The sequence below is a fragment of the Nitrospirota bacterium genome, from assembly GCA_026387665.1.
In the GTDB taxonomy this organism is placed as follows: domain Bacteria; phylum Nitrospirota; class Nitrospiria; order Nitrospirales; family Nitrospiraceae; genus Palsa-1315.
In genome coordinates this window covers 536,931-558,962 of record JAPLLG010000007.1, presented here as the reverse complement: position 1 = coordinate 558,962, position 22,032 = coordinate 536,931, and the positions used below count along the sequence as shown (strand labels likewise).

Below are 22,032 nucleotides of genomic sequence, written 5' to 3'. Positions count from 1 at the left end.
CATGTTTACAGGTGCATTGATCGCCATCGTGACCCCGTTCAGGAACGGCAAGGTTGACGAACGGGCCTTTGGCGACCTCATCGAATGGCAAATTGCCAACGGGACGAACGGGATCGTGCCTTGCGGCACCACCGGCGAATCCGCCACCCTCTCGCACCAGGAACATCATCGGGTGGTCGAATTGACCGTCGAGGTGGTCAATCGCCGCGTCCCCGTGATTGCCGGGACCGGTTCCAACAGCACGGCGGAAGCGGTATCCCTTACGAAGCATGCCAAAGAGGCAGGGGCCGACGGGGCCTTGATCATCACGCCCTACTACAACAAGCCGACCCAGGAAGGGCTGTATCGCCATTACAAGTTGATTGCGGAATCCGTGGACTTGCCCCAGGTGTTGTATAACATTCCCGGTCGAACCGGCGTGAACATGTTGCCGTCCACTGTGGCAAGGCTCTGCGGGTTATCGAGCATTGTCGGGATCAAGGAGGGGAGCGGATCGGTCCAGCAGGCCTCTGAGATCGCGAATATGTGCGGCGACCGGATGACCGTGTTGGCCGGCGACGATGCCCTGACCCTGCCTATGATGGCGGTCGGAGGCAAGGGCGTCATCAGTGTGACGTCAAACATCGTTCCGCTTCAGATGGCGCAATTGGTCAAGGCCTTCTTGAGCGGACAGGTTGAAGAGGCGCGGCGGATTCATTTCGCCCTGTCGCCGCTTTTCACCGCGCTCTTTTACGAGACCAATCCGATTCCGGTGAAAACGGCGTTGGGCATGATGGGGAAGATTGATCCGGAGTTGCGGCTGCCGCTCTGTGAGATGGCGACGGACGCGAAGGACCAGCTGACGCGGGTCTTAAAGGACGCAGGCCTTATTTAGCCGGGATCCTCCGGTACAGGTGATGATGCTATGACCAATGTGATTGTTGCAGGGGCTGCCGGTCGGATGGGCTGTCGGCTGGTGGCGCTGATCAAAGACTCGACCGTCCTGACTCTGGCCGGTGCGATCGAAGGGAAGGGCCATGGCGCGTTGGGCGCCGATGCCGGGGAGACGGCTGGCTGCGGGCGCGCGGGCGTTCCGATTACCGACGATCTCGCGGCGTTGCTTGCTCGCGGCGAAGTCGTCGTCGATTTTTCCTCTCCTGAAGCGACCTTGAATCACCTGCGCGTGGCGGCGCAACATCGGCGGGCGATGGTGATCGGCACGACGGGGTTTTCTCCTGCCCAGCTCGAAGAGGTGAAGTCGCTTGTCAGCCAAGTACCCTGCGTGATGTCTCCCAATATGAGCGTGGGCGTCAATCTGATCTACAAGGTCATCAGCGAGATGGCGAAAACCTTGGGGGACGAATACGACATCGAGGTGATCGAAGCCCATCATCGGCTCAAGAAAGATGCGCCGAGCGGGACGGCGCTCAAGATTGCGGAGGTCTTGGCGGAAGCCGTGAATCGCGATTTGGACCAGGTCGGCGTCTATGCCAGAAAAGGTCTCATCGGGGAACGGAAAAAAGGCGAGATCGGGATTCAAACGATTCGTGCCGGCGACATCGTCGGCGACCATACGATTCTCTTTGGCGGGATGGGCGAGCGCATTGAGGTCACGCATCGAGCGAGCAGCCGTGATACCTTCGCGGGGGGCGCCTTGCGAGCTGCCAGGTGGGTGGTTCAGCAGCCTCCTGGCCTATACGACATGATGGATGTGCTGAGTCTTCGCTAGTTTTCCCCCCGTGTTCACTTCCTAGACAGACTGAGAGCCTGAGTGGCGGGATGGCGCGTTGCGGAGGATGGCCGCTACGCGCGTGCCAGCGTGCGGACGAAGGAATATCGCATGGATACACGGCAAATCCTCTCATTCCCTCGCTGGTTGCGAAGGTGAGGAAACGGCCAGTCTCCGTGTGGTCATCACCGTAGATGAGACGAACATCAACTCCCAGTCGGGAGTCGATTCAATCATTGGGCAACTCGCTATGGAAGATAGCGTCAACTGCCCTCTGCTCGCCGTACGTGAGGGGGCTCGGTTCTGTTGTCGCGCGGATTAATGTCGAGCGGTAATAGGCCGAGGTTCTTGACCCGCTGACTTCCGACGGCCACAGTTCAAACATGCAAACACTGTGATCGCAAGCCCTGCGTTCAGATCCACTGCCCGTTCCGGTAACATTGCCCCGCGGCATTTATCACAAGTCATCATAGCAACACTCTAACACGTTGCAGGCTAGAGGCATATACATCTGAAGTACTAGGTCTTATTGGGGAGTGGGCCCTCCCGCGCACAGGGCCATATAGGCCATTTGGGCGGAAATAGCGGATAGAAGGCAGTTAATTGTCGGATGAAATGGCTTATGGAGTTCTTGACAGAGGAGGAACTGTCCCATAGGATGTGGCATCATGAAAGGGTGCCACTATGTATAGAATTATCTTTATTCTTGGGCTACTTGCAGTGCTGTATTTCCTTCTTCGGAGAGCCCTGCGGGAATTCAAGGGCCAGGGCCAGCCAGAACAGCTCTCCCCAGGCAAGGATCAGATGGTGCAGGATCCGGTCTGCCGGGTTTTTGTGCCAAGGGGCGTAGCAGTGACGGAAGATATCGGGGGGCAGATATATTACTTCTGCAGCCGATCCTGCGCGCACAAGTTTCAGGAGCAGCTCGCCGGTTAACAGCCAGAGTAATTGTAGTCTGAGAGTTTTTCTTCCTTGTCAAACTTGAGCGTGATCTGGCACTCATTGGGCGAGAAATTAAAGAGAGGCAGGCTGGATTTGCCGCCGGCGATACGGTAATAAGTCCAGGTTTCGCCGCCGAAAAATCTCGGGGCTTTGCCGCTTGGTGTTCCCCAGTTCTTTTCAAACCAGGCTTTATCTTTGCCTTGCAGCTCAGCCGGTTTGAGCGACTGTTCAAGATAGGGGTTACTGCCGCCGCAGGCAGCGAGGAGCAGACAGAAGGACAGCAGCCAGGCAGATCGTTTCATAGCAGGTCTCCTCGTCGTAAGCGTCGGTCGATAGATAGTCAATCAACAGGCCGGTCACACACGAATCTTAACTGCCAGGCAGAGACCTGTCAAACCTGGCGATCCGGCCGACCGTTGCGCATCGTTTGAGTTCTTCATAGAATGACCGCCATCAAATGCATACACGAACTTCTCATCTCGCATGAAAGGATAAACTCATGAAATTTTTTCTTGATACCGCCAACGTGAAAGAAATTCAGGAAGCGGCCAGCCTGGGACTGCTCGACGGAGTGACCACGAACCCGTCGCTCGTGGCAAAGGAAGGGCGCAGCTTCAAGGAAATGTTGATTGAGATTTGCAGCATCGTAGATGGGCCGATTAGTGCAGAAGTCGTCAGCCTCGAGGCCGATGCCATGGTGAAGGAAGGGATGGAGCTCGCGAAGATCCATAAGAATATCGTCGTGAAGGTGCCCTTGATTGCGGAGGGGTTGAAGGCTACCAAGCGCATGGCCGCCGAGGGGATCAAAGTGAATGTCACGCTCTGCTTCTCTCCAACGCAAGCCCTCCTGGCGGCGAAAGCCGGCGCCTGGTGCGTGTCCCCCTTCATCGGCCGGCTCGACGACATCAGCTCGAACGGGATGGAGCTGATCCGCCAGATTCTGACCATCTACCGCAATTACGATTATAAAACCCAGGTATTGGTTGCCAGTGTGCGCCATCCTCAGCATGTGGTCGAGGCGGCGCTGATCGGGGGGCACATTTGTACGATGCCCTTCTCGATCTTTCAGCAGATGGTGAAGCATCCATTGACCGACAGCGGCCTCAAGAAGTTTTTGGCGGATTGGGAAGCACAGACCAAGAAGTAGGGTATGGCAGGATGCTGAAAAAGTCCGCCAGCATCGTTCTCGCCTCGAACGCATCCTCAACGTAGCCCAAGGCTACGCCTCCGGTGCGCTCGTCGGCTGCGGCCTTGCTGGACGGCCATTTTGAGCAGCCTGCCGTGCGCAACTGAGAACGTAGACTAGGACTTGCTGGTTCGTGTGCCTGTTGATTCGGTGAGTCGCTGGCGGGCCGTCGCGAAGATGTGATGAAACATCGGGCGGGTCAAGAGTCCGGTGAAGGTGTTTTGCTGGCTCGGATGGTACGAGCCGATTAATGTGATGCCCCAGGGAAGCACCTTGACGACTCCATGGGAAAATTTCGGGAGCGGTGAGGGGAGCGACAGCCCCTCATCGCGACAAGCCCTCAGATAGTGGTCGAAGGCAATCTTGCCCAGCGCCACCACCACCCGGGTGTTCCGTAACAGCCGCAGTTCCTCCCGCAGATAGGGGCGGCAGGCCGTGAACTCTTCCGGAGCCGGCTTATTATCCGGCGGTGCACAGCGGACCGTCGCGCCGATGTAGCAATCCGACAGCTTCAGCCCATCGTCCCGGTGGTGCGAGGCGGCTTGATTGGCGAAGCCGAATCGATGCAAGGCATCATACAGCCAATCTCCGCTGCGATCGCCGGTAAACATCCGTCCGGTTCGATTGCCGCCATGGGCGGCCGGCGCAAGTCCGAGCACGTAGAGGCGGGCCTGGGGGTCTCCGAATCCTGGGACCGGTTTTCCCCAATAGGTCCAGTCTTCAAACTGCTTTCGCTTTTCTGCCGCGACCGTTTTCCGGTAGGCGACGAGCCGAGGGCAGACGGTGCAGCCGGCGATGCGATCGTTGAGGAGAGTAAGGGCGCGCATAGTCGGTGCAGTCTAGCATGAATATGAAAGTCGATCCTGCTTGCCGGGCTTTCGCCGTGCTGATAGCATGAGGACGTAATGTTGGATCGTTCTTTCGATATATACAGGAGATAGGATTGGCATGACGACGTGGGTTCGGCGCGCACTAGTGCTCAGTGGGTTGTGGATGGCCGTCACGCTTCCGGTCCCGACGGGAGCCCAACCGCAGGCTGAACAGCCTGTGGTGAAGGACAGTACGCCGCATGCTGGAGTGAATGGTGAGCTTGATCGCGATCTGGTTTTGATCGACCCCCTTGATAACCCAAACGAGTCAGAGGGGCGCCTTGTCATCCTTCCTGAAATTAAGCGAGAAGGCGACCGCTACTTCCTCAGTTCGTTCAAGCTGCCTGATAAATTGACCTTTGCCGGCAAGCCGGTCCCGCTCGATAATTGGCAGGTGCGTGAGCGTATTGAGTACGAGTTCTATCAGTTCTTGGAAGATCAGGGCGAAAGCATCATTCTGGCCAAGCGCACCGGGCGTTGTTTCCCTCCAGCCGAAAAACAGCTGGCCGAGGCCGGGTTGCCGGACGATCTCAAGTACATGTTGCTGGTGGAGAGCAAGTGCGTGGCCGCCGCCTATTCAAAGGCGAAAGCCTCGGGCCCCTGGCAGTTCATTCCCTCTACCGGGAAGCGCTATCGCCTCAAGAGCGACGAGGTTCGCGACGAGCGTCGCAATTTGGAAATGTCGACGGAAGCGGCAGTCAAGTATTTGCGTTACCTCAAGGACTTTGAGAAAAACGATTGGTTCATGGCCATGGCCTCGTACAATGCCGGCGAAGAGCGAGTGCGTCGGCTCTTGAAGGAACAGAACATTACCGATTATTGGAAGATGCATGGGCCGCGGGAAACGATGCGCTATGTTCCGCGCATCATTGCCGCCAAGGAAATCTACTCGCAGCCGGAGAAGTACTTGGGGCTCAGCAAGAAGGACCTCTACATGCCGATGGAAACCGAAACGGTTACCATTAACGTGAAAGATTCCCAGCGAGCCCTCACCTCCATTGCCGAGGAGTTCGGGACCTACTTCCTGGAACTCAAGATGTTGAATCCTGAGTTTAAAAAGGATGCGCTCCCTCGCGGGGTCTATCAGATGCGAGTTCCGCGGCAAAGCTGTCCGACTCGGTGCTTTAAGCAGGAGAAGACTCCCTAGCACGCAAGATGCTGAAAAAGTTCGCCAGCATCGTTCTCGCATCGTTCAGGCCCTCAACGTACCCCAAGGGTACGCCTCGGGCCTTCACTCGCTGCGGCCTTGCTGGACAAACTTTTTGAGCATCTTGTGAAGTCGTGTCCCGCTAGTCCATGACAAACGCGATGCAGATTCCTTCCTCTCCTATCAAGCCACTGCTAAAAAAAATACTCAGTCGAGGACTGGACGCGGTCGACGCCCATGAGGCGGTCGGCCGCGCTATTTCCCGGGACGGAGCGGTTCTCACCATCGGCCGTCGCCGGTACGATCTGAGCAACTATGAACGGGTGGTCGTGGTCGGATCCGGAAAGGCCACGGCTTCGATGGCCCGTGCGGTAGAGCAGCGGCTGGGCCATTGGTTGCACAGCGGGTTTGTTGTCGTGAAACAGGGTCATGGCCTGCCCATGAAACGGATCCTCGTGGCGGAAGCAGGCCACCCGGTTCCAGACCGGTCCGGCCAACGTGCGGCAGTCAAGCTCTGTGCGATGGTGGCAGCACTCGGGCGGCGCGATCTCTTGATCGTGCTCCTGTCCGGCGGCGCCTCCAGTCTCTTGCCTGCCCCTGTCGCAGGGGTGACGTTAGCCGACAAGCACCGGACTACGGAAAAACTTCTGCGCTGCGGCGCGACCATCCGTGACATTAACACCGTTCGCAAACACCTCTCGCGCATTAAAGGTGGACGTCTCGCCGAGTCGACAGAGGCCACCGTGGTGACGCTGATCCTCTCCGATGTGTTGGGTGACGATCTCAGCACCATCGCATCGGGGCCGACGGTTCCAGACCCCACGACGTATCGCGACGCGATTGCGATTTTGAAGCGCTATCGTATCTGGATGACGGTTCCGCAGCGAGTGCGGCAGCATCTCGACCGGGGCTGCCGGGGCCTTGTGAGTGAAACCCCGAAGCCAGGCTCCCCCCTGTTCCGTCGAGTCCACCATCATCTTGTCGGGAATAACGGAGTTGCGGTCAGGGCTGTCGCCCGCGCAGCCAGGGAGGCTGGTTTTCGGACCATTGTGCATGAAGCCATAACCGGAGAGGCTCGTGAAGCGGGGCAGCGGTTCGGCGCCATGGCGAAGACTCTGTTGCGCAAAGGCAGACCGTTGCAGAAATCTTGCTGCCTCGTCGCGGGTGGTGAAACCACCGTGACCGTGACGGGAAAGGGCAGAGGCGGGCGGGCACAGGAATTCGCGACCGCCGCCGCGCTGGAAATAGCCGGTCTGGCCAAGGTGTGGGTCGTAGCGATCGGCACCGATGGGACTGATGGTCCAACCGATGCGGCTGGAGCCGTGGTCGATGGCAACACGGTGGCCCGCGCGCAGCGGCTTCAGATAAATCTCGTAGGAGCCCTGAAGCGACACAATACCTATCCGGCCTTGAAGAAGCTTCAGCAGCTCATCGTTACTGGTCCCACCGGCACGAATGTGAATGACCTTTACCTCCTCCTCGTGCGGTAGGTACTATCCGTTTCAATGGATCGCCCTCTCTTTCTTCCTTTGGCTGCCTGCACGCACCCAGCTCTTGTTGGAGGGAAAGCCGTTGGCTTAGCTCGCCTGCTTGCGGGAGGATTCTCCGTTCCCCCAGGGTTTTGCGTGACGACGGTCGCGTACGAGCGCGCGCTCCGCTCGACGGGGTTTTCTCCGGCGGAACGATGGAGCGCAGCCCTGCATACGTTCGGGGCGGAACGTCAGAAGATCCTTTCCCAGTGCCGCACCACCATCAAAAATTCTGACATCGCGGAACTGACAGCTCGGATCCTTGAGCAGGCGCGGTTGCTGGATTCGCCGTTGCGGAAGCGCTGGGCCGTGAGGTCGTCGGCCACGAACGAGGATGGAGCTTCCGCAAGTTTTGCAGGGATCTACCTCACGCGCCTTGGCATTCCGCCGGAGGAGATCGGTCTGGCGATGAAAGACCTCTGGCTGTCGATGTGGGATGAGCGGGTGTTGAATTATCATGCGACGTCCGGCTTGCGCGATGCCCCGGCCATGGCGGTTCTGCTCCAGCCGATGTTAGAGGCGCAAGCAGCCGGTGTGGCCTATTCCATCCATCCGATTACAGGACGGACGACTCAGGTGGTGATCGATGCGGTGGCGGGGCTTGCGGCAGCCCTCGTGGAGGGACGAACGACGCCGGACCAGTATGTGGTGGAGATGGACGAGCAGGGTCAGCCTATCCTGATTTGCGACAGGAGGATCGCCGGCCAAACTCATGCCTTGCGGATGACCGGGCAAGGCCTTCGCGACATGCCCTTGCTGGATGAGGCCCTGGGCCGCGCAACCCTGTCGGACGATCAACTGTTTGACTTGGCCCGTACCGCCAAGCGGATTGAACAAACGTTTGGCCATCCGGTGGACCTCGAATGGCTCTGCGACGATCGCGGCCTGTGGCTGCTTCAAGCCCGCCCCATTTCAGGGAGAGCTCGGTCCCCCCAACTGACCGATGATGACTGCGAATGGTCGCGGGCCAACTTCAAGGAAACCCTGCCGGAGCTGCCGAGCCCGCTTGCCCTGTCGTTTCTCGAACAGTTCATGGAGCGCTACATCCTGACACCCTATCGGCGCCTGGGCTGCCGAATTCCCGACGGGGTTTCATCGGTCCGCATATTTCAGGGCCGGCCCTACATCAATATGACCCTGTTCCATATGCTCATTGCACAACTGCGGGGAGATCCCTTCTTGCTGATGGAGCAGATGGGAGGGGACTCGCTTGCCAGGGTGCCGGAGGTCCGTCCCCTTGGATGGTTGGCCTTCGTCCGTGCCGGCTTCGTGATGATGGTCGAGATGAGACGGGCGGTGCGACAGGGACCGGCCTGGTTCGCGGAGATGAAGGCGATGGCGGACGAGCATCGCGCCGAGCGGCTCAGTCTTGTCTCCTGCGAAGACCTCGCGTTGCGCCTCGATGAGATCGAGCGATGGCTTGATCGTCACGAACTGACCTTTGCCATTGCGGGAGGGGTGTCGCAGTGTTTGCAAGCGTTAGGCGGTTTGCTGCCTCGCTGGCTGGGTAAAGACTGGAGAGCCTTGCTGAACGGGGCGCTCCAGGGGCAGGCGACGGTGATCAGCGCGCAGCAGATTGTGCGGTTGGCGGAATTAGCGGACAGGGCTCGACGCGATCCTTTCGTTCTGTCCCTGTTCACCGCGGAAGGGTGGGACCAGCGTGAGGTTCGGCGTAGGTTGGAGGGGACGGCATTTCTCCGTGCCTTCAATTGCTATCTCGACGACTATGGCCACCGAGGGGTCGGCGAGTCGGACGTCCAGTCGCCCCGGTTTTCCGACCGACCGGAATTGTTGCTGGCGGTCTTGCGAACACAGATTCTCTCTCCCGCCGGCGTCACCCCTGCCGATATTTTTCAGCGACAGACCGTGATACGGGAAGGGGCCTTGGCAGAGATTCGCGCCCGGTTCGGTTGGCGACTCCATCGGCGGGCCATTTTTTCTTGGTTGTATCGCAGGCTCTGCCGGTTCTTCGCCCTCCGGGAGGCGAACCGGCATCATTTGATGTATTACTCGGCCGCAGTGCGCAGCCTTCTGCTGCGCCTCGGTGAGCAATTGGTCGAGGAGGGGCTCCTCTCGACGCGGGAGGATATCTTTTATCTCACGAACAACGAACGAGCCGACTTGTTAGCAAGAGGGTCACGCGATTGGCTGGAACGAATCCAGACTCGCCGAGCCGATCGAGACCGGTATGCCGCAGTCAATGTTCCGGACACGATCCGGGATTGGCGAGATGCGGTCCGCGGCCTGGGCAGGTTTTCGACTGCGGTGCCCGAGGGGCTCTTGCATGGTATCCCGATCAGCGGGGGATTGGTTGAGGGGCCGGTTCGTATTGTCCGGTCGATGGAGGATTGGGGCCGCGTCAGACGAGGCGACATTCTTGTGGTTTCGGTCATCGACCCAGGCCTGGCACCCCTGTTCGGTGTGGCAGCGGGGCTGGTCGCTGAGATGGGCGGCACGCTCTCCCATGGCGCCATCATCGCCCGCGAGTACGGATTGCCGGCCATTGCAAATGTGCCGGGCCTCACGGCTAGACTTCAAGAAGGCGATCGAATCAGTCTGGATGGGGAGCGAGGGGAAATCATCATCCGGGAGAAGGGAAGAGGCGTGTCTGGCGCCCTTGACCTTTCGTGATAGTTTTCGTACGCTCCGAAATTATTATTCCCTCATCGCACCACCCAACAACGGGCTTGAGTATCGGTCGTCGGTATGACCGGGATGGCCACCTATGATTGATGGCATGGCCTTTAGCCTCGGGGCTCTTGTCGGAAGTCTCCTCGGCGCGTTGCTCGTCGGGTTTTGGATGGCGGCCCGCGTCCGCGCAAAGTGGCAGGGGCAATTGCTCACGACCGGCGAACGGGCGCAGCGGGCCGAGTCGCTGGCGGAGGAATTGCGCCGTCAATCGTTACAAGATCGCCTCGATCTCGATCAGGTGAGACAGAATCTTGCGGAGGCTTCCCAGGCCCGTGCCGTGGCGGAGACCAGGGCTGCGGAGGCTGCGCTCCATCTCAACGAACAAAAGACGCTGCTGGGCCAGGCGAGACTGGAATTGGCCGAGACCTTCCAGGCCCTGTCCGGCGAAGCCCTCAAACAGAACAACGAAGCCTTCCTGAACCTCGCCCGCAGCTCATTCGAAACCCTCCAAGCCGAGGCCAAGGGCGATCTCGCCCAGCGGCAACAGGCGATCGACAGTTTGGTCAAACCCCTGCAAGACTCGCTGCATCGATACGACGATCAGCTCAGACAGTTGGAGCAATCGCGGCAAGCGGCCTATGGAGGTCTCGATCAGCATCTCAAGCTCCTGGCTGAATCGCAGCAGAAGCTGCAGTCGGAGACCGGCAACCTCGTGAAGGCGTTGCGCGCGCCGGCCGTCCGCGGCCAATGGGGCGAGATTACGCTCAAGCGCGTGGCCGAGTTGTCCGGCATGGTGGCCCATTGCGATTTTTTTGAGCAGGAATCCATCACGGTCGATGGCGGCCGGCTCCGTCCCGACATGGTGGTTCAGTTGCCTGGTGGGCGGCAGATCATCGTGGATGCCAAGACTGTGCTGGCCGGTTACCTAGACGCGCATGAAGCGGCAACCGAAGAGCTGCGGCTCGAAGGGATGCGCCGCCATGCGGCTCAAGTCCGATCCCGTATGGACGAGTTGAGCTTGAAGGCCTACTGGAATCAATTTGCGCAGGCGCCGGAGTTTGTCGTGCTCTTCTTGCCGGGCGAACAGTTTTTGGGCGCCGCGTTGGAGCATGACCCGCGATTGATCGAAGATGGGTTTCTTCGGAGCGTGGTCCTGGCCACTCCAACGACGTTGATGGCGCTCCTTCGGGCGGTCGCCTACGGATGGCGACAGGAGAAAATGACCGAGCATGCCGAGGAAGCCGGGCGGTTAGGGAAGGACCTCTACGAGCGGATGGCCGTGTTGACGGAACATTTGAACGATGTCGGACAGGCGCTGGGGAAGAGTGTCCTGGCCTACAACAAGGCGGTCGGGTCGCTCGAAACCAGGATCTTGCCGGCAGCCCGTCGGTTCAAGGAGCTGGGCGTGTCGTCGGAGAAAGAGCTTCCCCTGTTGGACCCGATTGAGTTCGTCTCACGCAAGGCCTTGCCCTTTGAGAGTGAATAAGGAGTGTGTATGATCCACGAGCAGGCGATGGTGGATGACTTCCACCGGGCATTCGATATTGTCGTCAGTCCCGCTCCGACGGTCGTCGATGGGCGGACGCGCGAGCTGCGGGTCAAACTGATTCAGGAAGAATTCGACGAGTTGAAAGAGGCGCTGGCCTCAGGCGATTTGTCGTCCATCGCCAAGGAGATGGCCGACCTCCTCTACGTCGTCTACGGCACGGCTGTGTCCTATGGCATCGATATGGATCCGGTCTTTCGGGAGGTTCATCGCTCCAACATGAGCAAAGTCGGCGGGCACAAGCGCGAAGACGGGAAATGGGTGAAGCCGGCCAGCTATTCGCCGGCGCGGATCGAACCGATTCTTGCGGAGCAGGGTTTGACGCAACGCGATATCCCTTCCGGTTCATGAAGGAGCTGCACTGTCCCAGTTGCGGATCCCCCTTCGTGCGCGTGGTGTCCCAGGGTGACAGGGTCGCGCGCCTGTTGGGCCTCGTAAATGTACTGTCGTTTCGCTGTCAGCTCTGCACGAATCACTTCCGGTCCTTCTCGCCCGGTGCGCGCCACGAGACGCAGGCATCCGATCGACGCCAATACACCAGATTGGCTGCCTCCATCGATGCCCAGGTCCTCGACCGTAATCAGCCGGCCGCGACCAACCGAATCACCGACATTTCAATGGATGGCTGTACCCTGCAGGCGACAGGGCTCTCGAAGGGGACCATTGTCGAATTGCGGTTGAAGCCAACGGTGGAGGAAGACACGATTCGTATTGAACGGGCGCTGGTCTGTTCCATCCGCCCGACCTCAACTGGGATCAAGTTTTTGAGCCTCCAGCCGGAATATCACCGCCGTCTTGGCCAAGTCGTCCTCGGCCTCTTAGTCAGTCAACGCTCCTACCTCAGTTCCCACGAGTAAGCGGGGCGATTTGCCTACGCGGCATCCAATTAAAATCCGTTTCAAGTAGGCTGTCTTGCAGGACGCTCAAAAAGTTCGATCAGCAAGGCCGTGCGAACCGTCACTTACTTAAGGGGTGGCTGGGATGATCCCAACTGCGCGCGTCCAACGAGGGCCTTCTGAGGCCGCGCGTTGCGCGAGCACAGGGATCGTCCCAGCTACTCCGACCACCTTTCAGCGTCCTGTCAACATATTGTCGATGAGGCGAACCTTGCCGATTCGAATCGCGCCGAGCAAGAGGATTCGGCCTTTAACCTGTTTGAGCGGCTCCAAGCTTGTCGGATCGCAGAGGGCGAGGTACTCGATGTGCGCCGTCGGTTCTTGCGCGACCATTTTTTTCATGATGCGTTCGACCGTCGAGGCAGTTCTTGACCCTTCCTCGATAGCCTGGCGACCGGCTTGAAATGCCCGGTAGAGGATGGTGGCGGCGCGTCGGTCATCGGGGGAGAGGTACCGGTTGCGGGAACTCATTGCGAGCCCGTCCTTCTCCCGTATCGTGGGCCGGACGTCGATGGTCACTCCGAGGTTCAGATCGGCCACGAGCCTCTTGATCAGCGCGGCCTGCTGGTAATCCTTCTGGCCGAACAGGGCCAGATGGGGCCGCACGATCCCGAAGAGTTTCGTCACGACCGTGGCGACGCCGGCGAAGTGATGGGGTCTGGCTTCTCCTTCCCATCGCTGCGCAATCTCCGGGACCGTCACGACGGTTTGAAAGCCCTCGGGATACATCGCGCTTAGCGTCGGTTCGAAACAGACATCCACCCCTTCTGCGCGACAGAGCGCGCGATCGTGGGTAATCGGGCGAGGATATTTGGCCAAGTCTTCGGTCGGGCCGAACTGGGTCGGGTTCACGAAGATGCTCACGACGAGGGCATCGCAGCGCAGTCGCGCGGCTCGGATGAGGGAGCGGTGGCCGTCATGCAGCGCGCCCATCGTGGGCACGAACCCGATAGTAACGCCTTCCTTGCGGAGCCGTTCGCTCCAGGCGGCCATGGATCGTGGGGTGCGAAGAATCTTCATGAGCCTGGGGACTGGCTGCAAGCCGGGTGTGAACCATAGCGGGTCGAGGGTTGGGGAAAGAGGAGACGGACTTCCGGCTGTTTCCCCGCCTCGGCGAGCAGCTGGCTGACCGTGCGCTGAAGTGAGGGATGGAGGAACATCGGATCAAGTTCGCTGAGCGGCATGAGGACGAACCGGCGTTGGTGCATGCGAGGATGAGGCACAACGAGATCCGGCTCCTCGATGATCCGTTGGCCGTAGAACAAAATATCCAGATCGATGGTCCTGGGACCTGATCGACTCTCTTCATCCCGTCCGAGTGCTCGCTCGATCTCTCTCAGAATCGTTAAGAGGCTGTTCGGCGTGATATCCGTTTCGATCTGCACGACGCCGTTCAAGAACCATCCGTCCCCCGGTTGGGCATGGTCATTCACTGGCTCTGTTTCATAGAGCAGCGACACGCCCAGGAGCTGGGAGTGGGGCAAGAGGCTCAACAGGGTCACGGCCCGATCGCAGAAATCGAGCCGATCGCCGACATTGGAGCCAAACCCGATGAACACCGTCTCGCGTCCCATCTTTTCTTACTCTCTTCTGAAGGATGATCGTGGTGCACGGTGAGACGAGGTGCCGGGGCGAGAGGCGACTGCGCGCGTCGAACGAGCACATTCTGATCGTGCGCGTTCCGCGAGCAAGCCCTCGCCTCGGCATCTCGTCCCCAGTCTAAAATCCTACTTTTCTAATCCGCTCCACTGCCTCCGCCAATCGTTCTTTCGTCGTGCAGACGGTCATCCGGATATAGCCTTCGCCTGGCGCCCCGAAGCCGTTGCCAGGCGTCGTGACGATTCCCGCTTTCTCCAGTAAGTGAGCCGTGAAGGACGCGGAGCTGTAGCCCTTCGGTACCGTGACCCAGATGTAGAAGGCGGCTGGAGGCGGATCGACCTCCAGTCCGAGTTGCTTGAGGCCCGGCACCAAGGTGTCGCGCCGTTCTTGATAGATCTTTCGAAGCTCGTCGGTCACGGAGTCATCCAGGCTGAGCGCGGTGATCCCGGCTTCCTGAATGGCCTGAAAACAGCCTGAGTCCAGCTGGCTCTTGACCTTGCCCAGCCCGGCCAACACGTCTTTGTTGCCGACGACGAATCCGAGACGCCAGCCCGTCATGTTGTAGGTCTTGGAAAGCGAATGGAACTCCACGCCGACGTCCTTCGCCCCATCGATTTCCATGAAGCTGACGGGAGGTTTGCCGTCGTAATAAATCTCAGAATAGGCCGCATCGTGGCAGACGATGATCTGGTTCTCCTGCGCGAACTCCACCACTCGCTTGAAGTAGTCCTTACTCATGATGACCGAGGTCGGGTTGTTCGGGGAGTTTAACCACATCAACTTGGCTTTCTTCGCCACGTCCTTCGGGATTGCATCGAGATCCGGCAGGAACCCGTTGGCCTTGGTGAGGGGCATGATGTGCGAGATGCCGCCGCAGAAGCCGGTGCCGACCGGATAGACCGGATAGCCCGGGCTTGGAACCAGGACGATATCGCCTGGATCGACGAAGGCCAGGTGGATATGGCCGATCCCTTCCTTCGAGCCGATCAGCGTCAGCACTTCGTCGGCAGGGTTCAGCGTGACGTTGAACCGGCGCTTGTACCAATCGGCCACGGCTGTCCGGAACGACAACATGCCTTCATAGGAGGGATATTGATGGTGCTTCGGGTTCTTGGCGGCCTGCGCCAGGCTTTCGATAATCGGGGCTGGCGTCGGCAGGTCTGGATCGCCGATGCCTAAGTTAATGATATCGACTCCCTTGGCCATCGCTGCCTGCTTCATCTTGTCGATGGCGGCAAAGAGATAGGGGGGGAGGGTCTTGATTCGGGTGGCCACTTCAATTGGGAAACCAGACATGCAAACAGGCTCCTTTCGTCAATCAATCGGTCTAAAGTCGTCAGGTCATCAAGTCTTCAAGTCGGGGTGGGACTCCGGCAGACGTTCGACTTGATGACGTTCGAACGTTTGACAATAGGGGCTAAGACTACAGCAGGAATGAGGCTGCAATCAACGTTAAGAGGCGAGGAGGTGGCTGATGAGCCGGTCCGCCGTCCGGTGCAGGGCAGGAAGGAGCGGTAGCGCTGTCGCCGTGACTTCGTGCGCCGTCACGCGCGCTTTCGTGAGATCTGGCGCACATTCTCGGCATAACGATTCGATTCCGCGTTCTTCCATCTCCAGATGGAACAGGAGTCCATAGGCGCGAGGGCCATAGCGAAAGGCCTGCAACGGGGCAATCTCAGAGCCAGCCAGCGGTACGCAATCGTTAGGCAGGTCGAAGACTTCCCCGTGCCACTCGAAGACATCGAAAGCTTCAGGGCATGAACCGAACACTTGGTCTTGCTTGCCTTCCTCGGTCAGATGGACTGGCGTCATCCCGATTTCCAGTTCCTTGCCGGCCCGCACCCTTGCTCCCAAGGCCTTGGCCATGAACTGACTGCCCAGACAGATGCCGAGCACCGGCTTGCCTGCCAATAGCGCTGACCGAATAAACGAGGTTTCTTCCGCAATCCAGGGCTGGGGATCGTTCACGGACATCGGCCCGCCCATAACGATCAGGAGGTCTCCCGCATCCTGAGGCAGCCCTTGCAATGGAACCAGACAGGACTCGATCGCGCTGCCACGTTTGGTGAGGGCGGCAGCAAAGGCGCCAGGGCCTTCAAAGGGGACATGTTGGAGGCAGACCGCGCGCATTGACACCTCAAGGCCGTCGAACTAGGCTTTGGCTGCGATGGATTGGAGAGATACCCGATTTGGGTGGGGACTTCAAGCTGAGGCCCTTGTGACGAACATCGTCTCAAAGGTCGTGATGGACGCCCGCTGTTTCTAGATTTATACTAGGCGCAAGAATTTTTCCTTGTAGGGTGAAAGAGATATGGCATTTCCGTCAGATAATCGTGACCAGATCCAGCTGGAGCTGGAAGGGCTGAAACGCACGCTGCAGTGGACAGAGATCCAGCAGGAACAGCTGCTGGATCGTCTGGACTTGCTGCGGCGCGAGAATGTCCGTTTACAGGATCGCGTGGAAGAATTAGTGCGCGAGGTCGAAGGGCTCAAGCAGCAGCAGCCCTTGTTTTAGCCGCCCGTTACGCGAGGGCTTCTCCGTTGGCATGCTCCGATAGACGGGTGCCGTTGCTGTGGGCATAGGCGGCGCCGTTTCCATTCTTCACAGTACTGGCGTGGGTCTTTCCGTTCTTCTCGTTTACACATTCCACTAAGACCCAGAACCGCAAGGGGTTTACGCTTTGCGTCCGGGCGACGTGCAGCGACGTGCCCTCAAGCACCGTCTGAAGGGAGAGGTCTGTCCGCCATCCCAAATGTTTCGTGATCGGAGAAATGACTCGCTCCATCGCGGCGATGACCTTATTGTCTGTGCTGAAGTGGTTGAGCATGATGATGCGCCCGCCCGGCCGGCAGACACGGACCATTTCATTGATCAGCTTGCGGTAGTCGGGAACGGCGGTGACGACGTAGGCTGCCACGACGGTGTCGAAGCTATCGTCTGCGAAATCCATGGCGCCGGCATCCATCCGGTGGAGCTGCACATGGTCCATCCGGTGTTCTGCCGCCCGCTGCCGTGCTTTCTCCAACATGCCTTCCGAGAAATCGATTCCGACGATTTGACAGTGGCGCGGGTACATCGGCAGGGCCAACCCGGTGCCGACTCCCACTTCAAGGATTTTTTCGTCCGGCTGGACGTCCAGATTCCGGATGACCGACTCACGTCCCTCGTGGAACACTTTGCCGAAAATCCGATCGTAGATCCCGGCGTAGGACGTATAGACTCGTTCAACTTTTGCTAAATCCATCTCACCTCCGACTCCACAGCTTGTGCGACTTACAGGACCCAGCCGGAGCAGGGATGATGCGAAGATCGCAGCTCCAGTGGGGGAATTTGTACGGCAGAGCATCTGACTGGAGCGAGGAGCCCCGCCCGACCAGCAAACCGCGCTACTGTAGCCAACTCGCCGTGGTGAGTCAACAGATACCCTTGGTTCCGTGACTTGATTCAGCCTGGGCCCCTATGGGATAGGTACGAGCATGATTCTCGCTGGTTTCTTCGCCGGGGTCTTATGTCTCGGTCTCATTCTCGGAGACTGGCTCTACTTCGTGCGCCTCACGCCGGATGCGAGTCGGTACGGATGCGGGGTCGCCCGCACGCAGGATCGCTTCACCCATACGACGATGATGCAGCTGGCCGATCGGTTCGATGCAGGCGGCCTGTTGACCTTACCGCACGGGACCGCGCGGTTCTTTCCCTCCCTCAACCAGATTGTGATTCGTCAGAAATACCGGCTGTTCGCGATCGGATTTCGAACCTTGTGGCCGTTGAAAGGGTTGATCTCCCTCGCTCCCGAAGGCGACGAAATTTCGGTGCTCTACCGAAAGCTCACGCCCTGGTCGTCGGCTTTGTTCACCGGTATCTGGTTCGTTCTGGTGCTGGTCGGCACGGTGGGGGCTTTGATCGCCCTGTTTCTTGAAGGCGAACTGAGCTCAGCCGGCGGAGTAGTGTTAGCCTTCGGGATTGTCGGGTTGGGGCTTGTCTTTGTACTATCCGGGGCGATTACAGTGGTGTTCGCATACCGGTTGGAGAATGCCAGGCTGACGGTGGTGTATCAAGAACTGCGGGAAGTGCTTGAGGGACGCGCGTAACAAGCGTGACTCGCGAGAAGGGCGAGACGGGTGAAGTGAACGACTGTTCGAGCCCAGAAATTTGAATTTCTGGTCCCTGCCTGTCGCGCTTTTCCCGCCCGTTTCGCTTGAGTCAGGGGTCGAGCAATTGAGGCAAAAACCCTCGCGAAAGATGCGGATCAGGGAAGATATAGGCTCAGGAACTGATCATACTCGGCTGGGAGATTCAGGCTGGAGCGGTTGCGGGCGAGGCCTGCAATGATGCCGCGATGTTTTTTGCTGAGGCCGGACGATTCAAAAGCCTGCCGGAAGTGTTGCCATCTGGCTGTGGTGTCGGTCTCCAGACTGGCTCGCTCGACCGGCGATAACGAATGAACCGAAGTGGTGAGGGAGCGGATGGCCTTTTCGACGCTCTCGTAAGGTGGCGCCAGTTTGAGCTGGGCGTAGAAGGTTTCGAGGTGATGCCGGAACTCCTCCCGGAGCGTCAGGGTATAATCGGTTGAGGTCGTAGTCGGTTCAGGCATAGTAGGTGGCACGATGATACGGGAAGAGCAGCCATTGTGACAACAAGCTTGTGGTCGGTGTCTTACATTCATATTTCAGGGAGGGTCGCATGAAACGCATGCAACATTATGTGCTCGGACTCGTAGCAGTGTTCGCCTTGGCCGGTTGTTCGGGGCACCATCATCATGAGATGGGCGGTGAAGGGAAAGGTGAGAGCTATTGGCAGAAGGGGCAGCAGGATATGGCGGCCTTGATCGATCGTACCGTCAAGGATCAGGGGAAGGCCCAGCAAGTGAAGGCGATCGTGAACGATGTTGTCGCGGAATTGCGGGCGAGCCGCGAACAAGCTCGTGCATCCCACCGCCGGCTGTATGAGTTAAACGCGAACTATGCGGCGACCCCGGAGGAGTTCACCAAGGCGTTGGATGACGCGAGCAACCAGCGGATGCAGTCGGCCGCGAAGATTCTCTCGCTCCGCTTCAAGATGAAGGACCTGATGACAGGGGACGAGTGGAAGGCCCTATCGGATCAGATGCTGTCTTACAGCAGCCGGTATCGGCATAGCGAGTCGTCGCCCAAGAGCAGCTACTAGCGGGCTGCTGAAAAAGTCCGCCAGCGGCGTTCTCACCTCGAAAGCATCCTCAACGTAGCCCAGAGGCTACGCCTCCGGTGCTTTCATCGGTTGCGGCCTTGCTGGACGGCCTTTTTGAGCAGCCCTTGGAATTTTGAGGCTAACTTCGAGCTGGCGTGGCTGTAAGGGGGATCGGAGTCCAGGTCGCGCCGGCGTCGGTCGAGCGGTAGAGACCGCTGCCGTTCGTGCCGACATAGAGGATGTGCGGGTCGCGTTGGCTCATCGCGAGCGTGCGAATGTTCAGCGAGCCTAGTCCGTGGTTGATCGCGGTCCAAGTCTGTCCGCTGTCGGGGCTCTTCCAGACTCCCCCTGGTCCTCCGATATAGAGAGTCTTGGGCTCGATCGGGTCGATGAGGATGCTGCTCACGAACGGATCGGGGAGCGATTGTCCGATCCGCTCCCATTGTTCGCCGCGCGTATCGGTTCGGAAGAGGCCCTTCGTCGTTCCGGCATAGACGATGTCCGAGCTGATCACATCGAAGGCGATCGCATTGACCCCCAGCGCCATTCCCCCCATCAGCTCCTGTTCGGGAATCAGCCCGTTGTTGATCTTTTTCCACCCCATTGCCGCGTTGTCGGACCGATAGATCCCCCCCGTGGTTCCCGCGTAGAGGACGCGGGGATCGCGCGGGTGAATGGCGATGGAGACCACGATATGGACCTCCTTCATTCCGGCCATGCGTTCTTCCCATTCGCGCCCTCCGTCTTTGGTGTAAAAGGCGCCGACGGTCGTGGCCGCGTAGATTTGATCGTGGTCGGTCGGGTGAAAGACGAATTCATTGATGAAAGAGACGTGCTCTTTGAGGCCGACATTGTGCGGGAGCCAATGTTGCCCGCCATCTGGACTCTTATAGACGGCGTCGGCCATCGTGCCGGCATAGATGGTCGCCGGGAACTGAGGATCGATGGCAAGTGTCGTCACGCGTCTGGCGCTGAAACTGGGGAACCGCTCCCACAGTTGGCCTCCGTCGCGCGATTTGTAGACCGCATCGTTTGTCGCCACATAGAGGATGTTGACGTTGGTCGGATGGAGCGCGATGGAGACGATTGCCTCACTGTCCTTCTGGCAGCCGAGGCAGAAGATGAGAAGAGCCAGCGCGGCAAATGTGGCGGCAGTACGAATCAGCATGACAGTCGTGGACCTAATCATAGGCGTCGCCGTTGAGTCAAGGCGCGGGGGGGAGCGAGGCGGCTGGCAAGTCTCTGTGCTCGCGGAACGCGCGCCCTCAGAAGGGCCTCGTTCGACGCGCGCAGTTGAGACTCCGCAGCCGCCTCGCTGCAAGGTGAAATAAGGGGCCAGGCCTTTTTGTTTTTGCTCCGTTGAGTCAAGGAGCAGAGATTAAGAAAGGAGCGGCCCGGTCAATCTCCCGTGCTCGCGCACCCCGCACACAAGATTGATCGAAGTGTCAGATTAAGGGCGGTGCTCGGTGCATGCGCGCAATGGGAGATCGACCAGGCCACTCCTTGCGGTCTATCTGGGCAAGCGAGGATTGACATCTGCTCGTAAAGTAGGAATGTTTAGGCCGAGCTCGATCAAGGGGCCAAGAGTTAACAGGGGCTATCCCGCAAGTCTTTTTAGCTGGCCCAGCAGTTTACTTAATAGTTAGGGGTGGCATGGTGGTCAGTCGTCGTGCAATCCAAGAGTCCCATGAGCGCTTCAACATTGAGACCTTTCTTTCAGAGTTGAATCGAAGGCATCGATCACGCTATCACGTCATTGCCGAGCCTAATCCTCCAGAAGCGATCATTCAGTCCAATAGAAGGACCAGCTGGGTCGAGGTCACGTCTGCGCTCATGAATCGTCCGTTCGCAGAAGACATATGGTCGTTCGCCACACCTGGAGAACAACACCGGCCTATGCCCGATGAAGTAATCATCGGGCCAGACGCCCAGTTTTCCGCACACTTTGTTGCAACGGTTAAGAAGAAGCTCGAGAAAAAATCTTATGAGCCATTTCGCGACAAGTATGGGCCAGGTTATCTGGTCGTATCTGTGCAGTACCCACTTTATGGGCAAGACACTCCACGCTTCATGCAAAAGGTCTGGGAGTCAACAGCAATCGCTGATCTTGGGTGTTTTCGGTCCATCTATCTCATTGTCCGCAGGTACAAAGGGTACCAAGTTATCCTTTGGCGTAGCGTGCGCAACAATGTCTAACCCCTCACTCAAGCCGTTAGTGCCCTCTCAGCTCGAACGTTAGATGGTAGAGCAATTTGATCGAAGGGAGCAGCGTTTGTTCATTCCCTCTTTTGGGGAGTGGGGTCTGATTGATCTCCCACTGCGCGCATGCGACGAGCACCGACCATAGTGTCAAAGTACAATAAGTCTTGCGTGCGCGTCGCGCGAGCACAGGAGATCAATCAGACCCCGTTCCTCTGAACTGTCGGTCAGTGGGAATTGGCGGATCACATTTCGGTTTGTCGGCAAGGACGCAGAGGTTGTCGATTACGAGGATTATCACTGGCGAGGTCGCTCTATGCGCATGCACAATCCCCCTCACCCAGGGACCATCATCAAACACTTGTGTTTAGAGCCGCTCAGCTTGAGTGTTACTCAGGCTGCCCAAGGATTGGGAATCAGCCGGAAAACCCTCTCTGCCATCTTGAACGGCCGGGCAGGGATTAGTCCCGAGATGGCGGTTCGCCTGTCGATGGCGTTCGGCACGTCGTCCGAAAGCTGGCTCAATCAGCAAAGCCAGTATGACTTGTGGCACGCGGAGCAGCGCCGCAAAGAGCTTCGTGTCACCAAGCTTGCGGTGTAGCAGCGATCATTTCCG

At 58.7% G+C, this 22,032-nt stretch carries 24 protein-coding genes; 15 read left to right on the top strand and 9 right to left on the bottom strand.

What is annotated here, in order from left to right:
* Position 1: 1 nt before the first annotated feature.
* From dapA to NT179_07000, 3 genes are all read left to right on the top strand, one after another.
* Complete coding sequence (dapA, locus tag NT179_07010) at positions 2-874, top strand: 4-hydroxy-tetrahydrodipicolinate synthase (GenBank protein MCX5721767.1); 873 nt, start codon at positions 2-4, stop codon at positions 872-874.
* Positions 875-904: 30 nt separating this feature from the next.
* The gene (gene dapB / locus NT179_07005) at positions 905-1,708 is read left to right on the top strand and encodes a 4-hydroxy-tetrahydrodipicolinate reductase (GenBank protein MCX5721766.1); all 804 of its coding nucleotides are present in this window, start codon (positions 905-907) and stop codon (positions 1,706-1,708) included.
* Positions 1,709-2,392: 684 nt separating this feature from the next.
* Positions 2,393-2,644, top strand: coding sequence for a hypothetical protein (locus NT179_07000; GenBank protein ID MCX5721765.1), 252 nt, complete (start codon positions 2,393-2,395; stop codon positions 2,642-2,644).
* Here the strand turns inward: NT179_07000 and NT179_06995 are convergent.
* Entirely contained in the window at positions 2,641-2,952 is a 312-nt protein-coding gene (locus tag NT179_06995) for a hypothetical protein (protein MCX5721764.1), read from the bottom strand. The genes NT179_07000 and NT179_06995 overlap by 4 nt on opposite strands.
* Positions 2,953-3,149: 197 nt before the next feature.
* On the opposite strand from NT179_06995, the gene fsa reads away from it, so the two are divergent.
* Positions 3,150-3,797 carry a fructose-6-phosphate aldolase gene (fsa, locus tag NT179_06990; protein ID MCX5721763.1) on the top strand — a complete coding sequence of 216 codons (648 nt, stop codon included), beginning with the start codon at positions 3,150-3,152 and terminating at the stop codon, positions 3,795-3,797.
* A gap of 155 nt (positions 3,798-3,952) precedes the next feature.
* Here fsa and NT179_06985 read toward each other — a convergent pair whose 3' ends face one another.
* A complete protein-coding gene (locus NT179_06985; GenBank protein MCX5721762.1) occupies positions 3,953-4,663 on the bottom strand; it encodes a uracil-DNA glycosylase in 711 nt (236 codons plus the stop codon).
* Between the two features lie 121 nt (positions 4,664-4,784).
* Here NT179_06985 and NT179_06980 point away from each other — a divergent pair, with 121 nt between their 5' ends.
* The 6 genes from NT179_06980 (at position 4,785) to NT179_06955 (ending at position 12,415) form a co-directional block, all read left to right on the top strand.
* Entirely contained in the window at positions 4,785-5,852 is a 1,068-nt protein-coding gene (locus tag NT179_06980; protein ID MCX5721761.1) for a lytic transglycosylase domain-containing protein, read from the top strand.
* A gap of 161 nt (positions 5,853-6,013) precedes the next feature.
* Positions 6,014-7,342, top strand: a complete 1,329-nt coding sequence (locus NT179_06975) for a glycerate kinase (GenBank protein ID MCX5721760.1) — start codon at positions 6,014-6,016, stop codon at positions 7,340-7,342.
* Between the two features lie 15 nt (positions 7,343-7,357).
* Entirely contained in the window at positions 7,358-10,012 is a 2,655-nt protein-coding gene (locus NT179_06970; GenBank protein MCX5721759.1) for a PEP-utilizing enzyme, read from the top strand.
* 94 nt (positions 10,013-10,106) lie between these two features.
* Positions 10,107-11,498: a DNA recombination protein RmuC gene (rmuC, locus tag NT179_06965; protein MCX5721758.1), complete on the top strand. Its 1,392-nt coding sequence runs from the start codon at positions 10,107-10,109 to the stop codon at positions 11,496-11,498.
* A 9-nt stretch (positions 11,499-11,507) separates the two neighbouring features.
* Positions 11,508-11,909, top strand: coding sequence for a hypothetical protein (locus tag NT179_06960; GenBank protein ID MCX5721757.1), 402 nt, complete (start codon positions 11,508-11,510; stop codon positions 11,907-11,909).
* 35 nt (positions 11,910-11,944) lie between these two features.
* On the top strand, positions 11,945-12,415 hold the full coding sequence (locus tag NT179_06955; GenBank protein ID MCX5721756.1) for a PilZ domain-containing protein: 471 nt from the start codon (positions 11,945-11,947) through the stop codon (positions 12,413-12,415).
* Positions 12,416-12,628: 213 nt separating this feature from the next.
* Here the strand turns inward: NT179_06955 and panC are convergent, their stop codons facing one another.
* From panC to NT179_06935, 4 genes are all read right to left on the bottom strand, one after another.
* Entirely contained in the window at positions 12,629-13,474 is an 846-nt protein-coding gene (panC, locus tag NT179_06950; GenBank protein MCX5721755.1) for a pantoate--beta-alanine ligase, read from the bottom strand.
* Positions 13,471-14,028: a 2-amino-4-hydroxy-6-hydroxymethyldihydropteridine diphosphokinase gene (gene folK, locus NT179_06945; protein ID MCX5721754.1), complete on the bottom strand. Its 558-nt coding sequence runs from the start codon at positions 14,026-14,028 to the stop codon at positions 13,471-13,473. Before folK ends, panC begins: the two co-directional genes overlap by 4 nt.
* 145 nt (positions 14,029-14,173) lie before the next feature.
* Positions 14,174-15,334: an LL-diaminopimelate aminotransferase gene (locus NT179_06940; protein ID MCX5721753.1), complete on the bottom strand. Its 1,161-nt coding sequence runs from the start codon at positions 15,332-15,334 to the stop codon at positions 14,174-14,176.
* A gap of 171 nt (positions 15,335-15,505) precedes the next feature.
* Positions 15,506-16,183, bottom strand: coding sequence for a type 1 glutamine amidotransferase (locus NT179_06935; protein ID MCX5721752.1), 678 nt, complete (start codon positions 16,181-16,183; stop codon positions 15,506-15,508).
* Positions 16,184-16,364: 181 nt separating this feature from the next.
* On the opposite strand from NT179_06935, the gene NT179_06930 reads away from it, so the two are divergent.
* Positions 16,365-16,568, top strand: a complete 204-nt coding sequence (locus tag NT179_06930; protein ID MCX5721751.1) for a hypothetical protein — start codon at positions 16,365-16,367, stop codon at positions 16,566-16,568.
* Between the two features lie 7 nt (positions 16,569-16,575).
* Here the strand turns inward: NT179_06930 and NT179_06925 are convergent, their stop codons facing one another.
* Complete coding sequence (locus tag NT179_06925) at positions 16,576-17,298, bottom strand: methyltransferase domain-containing protein (protein MCX5721750.1); 723 nt, start codon at positions 17,296-17,298, stop codon at positions 16,576-16,578.
* Positions 17,299-17,530: 232 nt separating this feature from the next.
* Here NT179_06925 and NT179_06920 point away from each other — a divergent pair, with 232 nt between their 5' ends.
* Positions 17,531-18,142 carry a hypothetical protein gene (locus NT179_06920; protein MCX5721749.1) on the top strand — a complete coding sequence of 204 codons (612 nt, stop codon included), beginning with the start codon at positions 17,531-17,533 and terminating at the stop codon, positions 18,140-18,142.
* Positions 18,143-18,300: 158 nt separating this feature from the next.
* Here NT179_06920 and NT179_06915 read toward each other — a convergent pair whose 3' ends face one another.
* On the bottom strand, positions 18,301-18,645 hold the full coding sequence (locus NT179_06915) for a hypothetical protein (protein MCX5721748.1): 345 nt from the start codon (positions 18,643-18,645) through the stop codon (positions 18,301-18,303).
* 89 nt (positions 18,646-18,734) lie between these two features.
* Here NT179_06915 and NT179_06910 point away from each other — a divergent pair, with 89 nt between their 5' ends.
* Positions 18,735-19,217: a periplasmic heavy metal sensor gene (locus tag NT179_06910; protein MCX5721747.1), complete on the top strand. Its 483-nt coding sequence runs from the start codon at positions 18,735-18,737 to the stop codon at positions 19,215-19,217.
* Between the two features lie 139 nt (positions 19,218-19,356).
* On the opposite strand, the gene NT179_06905 is transcribed toward NT179_06910, so the two are convergent.
* The gene (locus NT179_06905) at positions 19,357-20,406 is read right to left on the bottom strand and encodes a hypothetical protein (protein ID MCX5721746.1); all 1,050 of its coding nucleotides are present in this window, start codon (positions 20,404-20,406) and stop codon (positions 19,357-19,359) included.
* 464 nt (positions 20,407-20,870) lie between these two features.
* Between NT179_06905 and NT179_06900 the strand changes: the two genes are divergently transcribed.
* Positions 20,871-21,413 carry a hypothetical protein gene (locus tag NT179_06900; protein ID MCX5721745.1) on the top strand — a complete coding sequence of 181 codons (543 nt, stop codon included), beginning with the start codon at positions 20,871-20,873 and terminating at the stop codon, positions 21,411-21,413.
* 319 nt (positions 21,414-21,732) lie between these two features.
* On the top strand, positions 21,733-22,017 hold the full coding sequence (locus NT179_06895) for a HigA family addiction module antitoxin (protein MCX5721744.1): 285 nt from the start codon (positions 21,733-21,735) through the stop codon (positions 22,015-22,017).
* Positions 22,018-22,032 lie beyond the last annotated feature (15 nt).

Bases quoted from the DNA above. Each gene is read 5' to 3' on its own strand.
- NT179_06985 (MCX5721762.1), bottom strand. From the start codon at position 4,663: ATGCGCGCCCTTACTCTCCTCAACGATCGCATCGCCGGCTGCACCGTC.
- NT179_07000 (MCX5721765.1), top strand. From the start codon at position 2,393: ATGTATAGAATTATCTTTATTCTTGGGCTACTTGCAGTGCTGTATTTC.
- fsa (MCX5721763.1), top strand. From the start codon at position 3,150: ATGAAATTTTTTCTTGATACCGCCAACGTGAAAGAAATTCAGGAAGCG.
- NT179_06970 (MCX5721759.1), top strand. From the start codon at position 7,358: ATGGATCGCCCTCTCTTTCTTCCTTTGGCTGCCTGCACGCACCCAGCT.
- NT179_06900 (MCX5721745.1), top strand. From the start codon at position 20,871: ATGGTGGTCAGTCGTCGTGCAATCCAAGAGTCCCATGAGCGCTTCAAC.
- rmuC (MCX5721758.1), top strand. From the start codon at position 10,107: ATGATTGATGGCATGGCCTTTAGCCTCGGGGCTCTTGTCGGAAGTCTC.
- NT179_06960 (MCX5721757.1), top strand. From the start codon at position 11,508: ATGATCCACGAGCAGGCGATGGTGGATGACTTCCACCGGGCATTCGAT.
- NT179_06980 (MCX5721761.1), top strand. From the start codon at position 4,785: ATGACGACGTGGGTTCGGCGCGCACTAGTGCTCAGTGGGTTGTGGATG.
- NT179_06915 (MCX5721748.1), bottom strand. From the start codon at position 18,645: ATGCCTGAACCGACTACGACCTCAACCGATTATACCCTGACGCTCCGG.
- NT179_06930 (MCX5721751.1), top strand. From the start codon at position 16,365: ATGGCATTTCCGTCAGATAATCGTGACCAGATCCAGCTGGAGCTGGAA.
- dapB (MCX5721766.1), top strand. From the start codon at position 905: ATGACCAATGTGATTGTTGCAGGGGCTGCCGGTCGGATGGGCTGTCGG.
- dapA (MCX5721767.1), top strand. From the start codon at position 2: ATGTTTACAGGTGCATTGATCGCCATCGTGACCCCGTTCAGGAACGGC.
- NT179_06925 (MCX5721750.1), bottom strand. From the start codon at position 17,298: ATGGATTTAGCAAAAGTTGAACGAGTCTATACGTCCTACGCCGGGATC.
- folK (MCX5721754.1), bottom strand. From the start codon at position 14,028: ATGGGACGCGAGACGGTGTTCATCGGGTTTGGCTCCAATGTCGGCGAT.
- NT179_06920 (MCX5721749.1), top strand. From the start codon at position 17,531: ATGATTCTCGCTGGTTTCTTCGCCGGGGTCTTATGTCTCGGTCTCATT.
- NT179_06975 (MCX5721760.1), top strand. From the start codon at position 6,014: ATGCAGATTCCTTCCTCTCCTATCAAGCCACTGCTAAAAAAAATACTC.
- NT179_06895 (MCX5721744.1), top strand. From the start codon at position 21,733: ATGCGCATGCACAATCCCCCTCACCCAGGGACCATCATCAAACACTTG.
- panC (MCX5721755.1), bottom strand. From the start codon at position 13,474: ATGAAGATTCTTCGCACCCCACGATCCATGGCCGCCTGGAGCGAACGG.
- NT179_06995 (MCX5721764.1), bottom strand. From the start codon at position 2,952: ATGAAACGATCTGCCTGGCTGCTGTCCTTCTGTCTGCTCCTCGCTGCC.
- NT179_06935 (MCX5721752.1), bottom strand. From the start codon at position 16,183: ATGCGCGCGGTCTGCCTCCAACATGTCCCCTTTGAAGGCCCTGGCGCC.
- NT179_06905 (MCX5721746.1), bottom strand. From the start codon at position 20,406: ATGATTAGGTCCACGACTGTCATGCTGATTCGTACTGCCGCCACATTT.
- NT179_06910 (MCX5721747.1), top strand. From the start codon at position 18,735: ATGAAACGCATGCAACATTATGTGCTCGGACTCGTAGCAGTGTTCGCC.